Origin of the sequence: Stenotrophomonas sp. PS02289, from assembly GCF_029960115.1 — a bacterium.
Taxonomy (GTDB): Bacteria; Pseudomonadota; Gammaproteobacteria; order Xanthomonadales; family Xanthomonadaceae; genus Stenotrophomonas.
Genome location: NZ_JASCOZ010000273.1, coordinates 1 through 3,438 on the forward strand (window position 1 = coordinate 1; position 3,438 = coordinate 3,438).

Annotated in this window: 3 protein-coding genes; 2 read left to right on the forward strand and 1 reads right to left on the reverse strand. The window is 66.7% G+C overall.

The window, feature by feature from the left end:
- Both QMX83_RS20795 and QMX83_RS20800 read left to right on the forward strand, forming a co-directional pair.
- On the forward strand, window positions 1–1,815 hold a 1,815-nt coding region (locus QMX83_RS20795), incomplete at its 5' end, for an ABC transporter ATP-binding protein (RefSeq protein ID WP_282298521.1).
- Window positions 1,816–2,040: 225 nt separating this feature from the next.
- Window positions 2,041–2,820, forward strand: coding sequence for a ferredoxin--NADP reductase (locus tag QMX83_RS20800; protein ID WP_282298522.1), 780 nt, complete (start codon window positions 2,041–2,043; stop codon window positions 2,818–2,820).
- Between the two features lie 48 nt (window positions 2,821–2,868).
- Here QMX83_RS20800 and QMX83_RS20805 read toward each other — a convergent pair whose 3' ends face one another.
- Window positions 2,869–3,351: a glutathione peroxidase gene (locus QMX83_RS20805; protein ID WP_282298523.1), complete on the reverse strand. Its 483-nt coding sequence runs from the start codon at window positions 3,349–3,351 to the stop codon at window positions 2,869–2,871.
- Window positions 3,352–3,438: the final 87 nt, after the last annotated feature.

The window sequence follows — 3,438 nt, forward strand, 5'->3', positions numbered from 1 at the left end:
CGCTCCCGGGGGCGGCCAACCCGCCCGCCGTCCCGGCCCCATAGCGGGCCGCCCCCCCCGGGGGGGCCCACCGCCAGCCTCGGCCTGCGCGTGATCCGCGCCCTGCTGCCGGTGGCCATGCTCTACGTGGGCAAGCTGATCATCGACGCGGCGCTGCTGCTCAGCCGCCATGAGGCCGGGTTCCCGCCGTTCAGCGAGGCGCTGTCCAGCGGTCTGCTCAACCCGCTGCTGGTCCTGCTGGCGCTGGAGTTCGGGCTGGCCATCGCCTCGGACCTGCTCGGCCGCATCGTCAGCTACGCCGACACCCTGCTCTCGGAGCTGTTCACCAACGCCACCAGCGTGCGCCTGATGGAGCACGCCGCCGAGCTGGACCTGGAGGACTTCGAAGACCCCGACCTGCAGGACAAACTGGACCGCGCCCGGCGCCAGACCATGGGCCGGATGAACCTGATGAGCCAGCTGTTCGGCCAGGTCCAGGACGCGATCACCGTGGCCAGCCTGGCCGTGGGCCTGCTGGTCTACGCACCGTGGCTGATCCTGCTGCTGGCGGTGGCGCTGGTGCCGGCGTTCATCGGCGAATCGCACTTCAATGCCGCCGGCTACAGCCTCAACTTCCAATGGACGCCCGAGCGCCGCCAGCTCGACTACCTGCGCCAGATCGGGGCCAGCGTGGAAACGGCGAAGGAAGTGAAGATCTTCAACCTGCACCGGTTCCTGATCGACCGCTACCGCGTGCTGGCCGACCGGTTTTTCCAGGCCAACCGCCGGCTGGCGCGCAAGCGTGCGTTCTGGGGCACCCTGCTCGCCGCGCTGGGCACGCTGGGCTACTACACCGCCTACGCCTACATCGCCTGGCGCACCGTGCGCGGCGACTTCTCCATCGGCGACCTCACCTTCCTGGCCGGCAGCTTCCTGCGCCTGCGCCAGTTGCTGGAAGGGCTGCTGATCGGATTCTCACAGGTGGCCAGCCAGGCGCTGTATCTGGACGATCTGTTCTCGTTCTTCCAGATCCAGCCGGAAATCCACTCGCGCACCGACGCGGTGCCGGTGCCGCAGCCGATCACCCAGGGCTTCGTGTTCGACAACGTCGGCTTCCGCTACCCGGATGCAGAGCGCTGGGCCGTGCGTCATCTGAGTTTTGAACTGCGCGCCGGTGAGGTGCTGGCGCTGGTGGGCGAGAACGGGGCCGGCAAGACCACGCTGGTGAAGCTGCTGGCCCGCCTGTACGACCCCGACGAAGGCCGCATCCTGCTCGACGGCCGCGACCTGCGCGACTACGACCTGGACGACCTGCGCGCCAACATGGGGGTGATCTTCCAGGACTTCGTGCGCTACAACCTGACCGCTGGCGAGAACATCGGCGTCGGCCTGGTCGGGGCCATGCAGGACGAAGGCCGGATCCGAGACGCCGCCCGCCGCGGCATGGCCGACGAGGTCATCGCCAGCCTGCCCGACGGCTACGACCAGCTGATCGGGCGACGTTTCAAGCAGGGCGTGGACCTCTCTGGCGGCCAGTGGCAGAAAATCGCCATTGCCCGCGCCTATATGCGCGACGCGCAGGTGATGATTCTGGATGAACCCACTGCCGCGCTGGATGCCCGCGCCGAGTTCGAGGTCTTCCAGCGCTTCAAGGAGCTGTCCGACAACCGCACCGCGGTGCTGATTTCGCACCGTTTCTCCTCGGTGCGCATGGCCGACCGCATTCTGGTGCTGGCCGACGGCCGGCTGGAGGCCAGTGGTACCCATGCCGAACTGATGACGCAGGGCGGGCGCTACGCCGAGCTGTTCGAGCTGCAGGCCGCAGGGTATCGCTGACGCCGTCGGTGCGAACCGCCGCATGTGGCATCGGAATGCCGCGATGCCGTAGAGCGGGGCTTGCCCCGCTTGCCGGATGCACCGGGAAAGCTTCAGCGGGGCAAGCCCCGCTCTACGGGTCGGTCGGCACCCGGCGGGTCCGGGCGGCCCCAACAGGCCAGTCAATGAGAATTTATCTCATCTGCGCTAGAATAGCCGCGACGAACCAGATCAGACCCCACCCCCATGTCTTCCGCTTTTGGTGCCGAAACGGTGCTTGAAGTCCGTCACTGGACGGACGCCTACTTCAGCTTCACCACCACCCGCGACAGCGGTTTCCGCTTTGAAAACGGCCAGTTCGTGATGATCGGCCTGGAAACCGAGGCGCGGCCGCTGCTGCGTGCGTATTCCATCGCCAGCGCCAACTGGGAAGAGAACCTGGAGTTCTTCAGCATCAAGGTGCAGGACGGTCCGCTGACCTCGCGCCTGCAGCACATCAAGCCGGGCGACAAGGTACTGGTGGGCAAGAAGCCGACCGGCACCCTGCTGATCAGCGACCTGCACCCTGGCAAGCATCTGTACCTGCTGGGCACCGGCACCGGCTTGGCCCCGTGGCTGTCGGTGATCAAGGACCCGGAAACCTACGAGCGCTTCGACAAGGTGATCCTCACCCACGGCGTGCGCTTCGAGAAGGATCTGGCCTACCGCGACCTGTTCGAGAAGGAACTGCGCGAGCACGAATTCCTGGGCGAGATGATCGGCGACAAGCTGCTCTACTACCCGGCGGTCACCCGCGAACCCTTCCCCAACCAGGGCCGCCTGACCTCGCTGCTGGAAAGCGGTGAGATGCAACGCACCCTGGGCCTGCCGGAACTGAGCCCGGAAAACGACCGCGCCATGATCTGCGGCAGCCCGCAGATGCTGGCCGACCTGCGCCAGGTGCTGGACGCGCGTGGGTTCCAGACCTCGCCGCGCATTGGTACGCCCGGGCACTACGTGTTCGAGCGCGCGTTCGTCGAGAAATAATCCGCGATCCCGGGATTGCCCGGGGTCACGTGTCCATCGTATCCCCGGTTACGCCAGCGCCTTCTCGATATCGCCGCGGAGGCTCTCCGGCTTGTCGGTCGGCGCGTAGCGTTCCAGCACCTGCCCATCGCGGCCGACCAGGAACTTGCTGAAGTTCCATTTGATGCCCTTGGTGCCGAGCAGGCCGGTCTTCTCGGCCTTCAGCCATTGCCACAACGGGTGGGTCCGGTCGCCGTTGACGTCGACCTTCTCCGACAGCGGGAAATCGACCTCATAGGTCAGCGAGCAGAAGCTGCGGATCTCCTCGGCATTGCCCGGCTCCTGGTGGCCGAACTGGTCGCAGGGGAAGCCGATCACCACCAGCCCACGCGGCCCGTACTCGCGCCACAGCGCCTCCAGGCCCTCGTACTGGGGGGTGAAGCCGCACTTGCTGGCCACGTTCACCAGCAGCAGCACCTTGCCCCGGTACTGGTCCAGCGCCTGCGGCTGGCCGTCCAGGTCCACGAACGAGAAATCGAAGGCAGTGGTCATGGCGTCGTCTCTCCGGATGGTGGAAAACCCCATTGTAGAGCCACGCCATGCGTGGCTTCGACCCTGTCCGACACCACGCAGCCACGC

Coding starts and splice junctions, on each gene's coding strand:
- QMX83_RS20800 (WP_282298522.1), top strand. CDS start 2,041: ATGTCTTCCGCTTTTGGTGCCGAAACGGTGCTTGAAGTCCGTCACTGG.
- QMX83_RS20805 (WP_282298523.1), bottom strand. CDS start 3,351: ATGACCACTGCCTTCGATTTCTCGTTCGTGGACCTGGACGGCCAGCCG.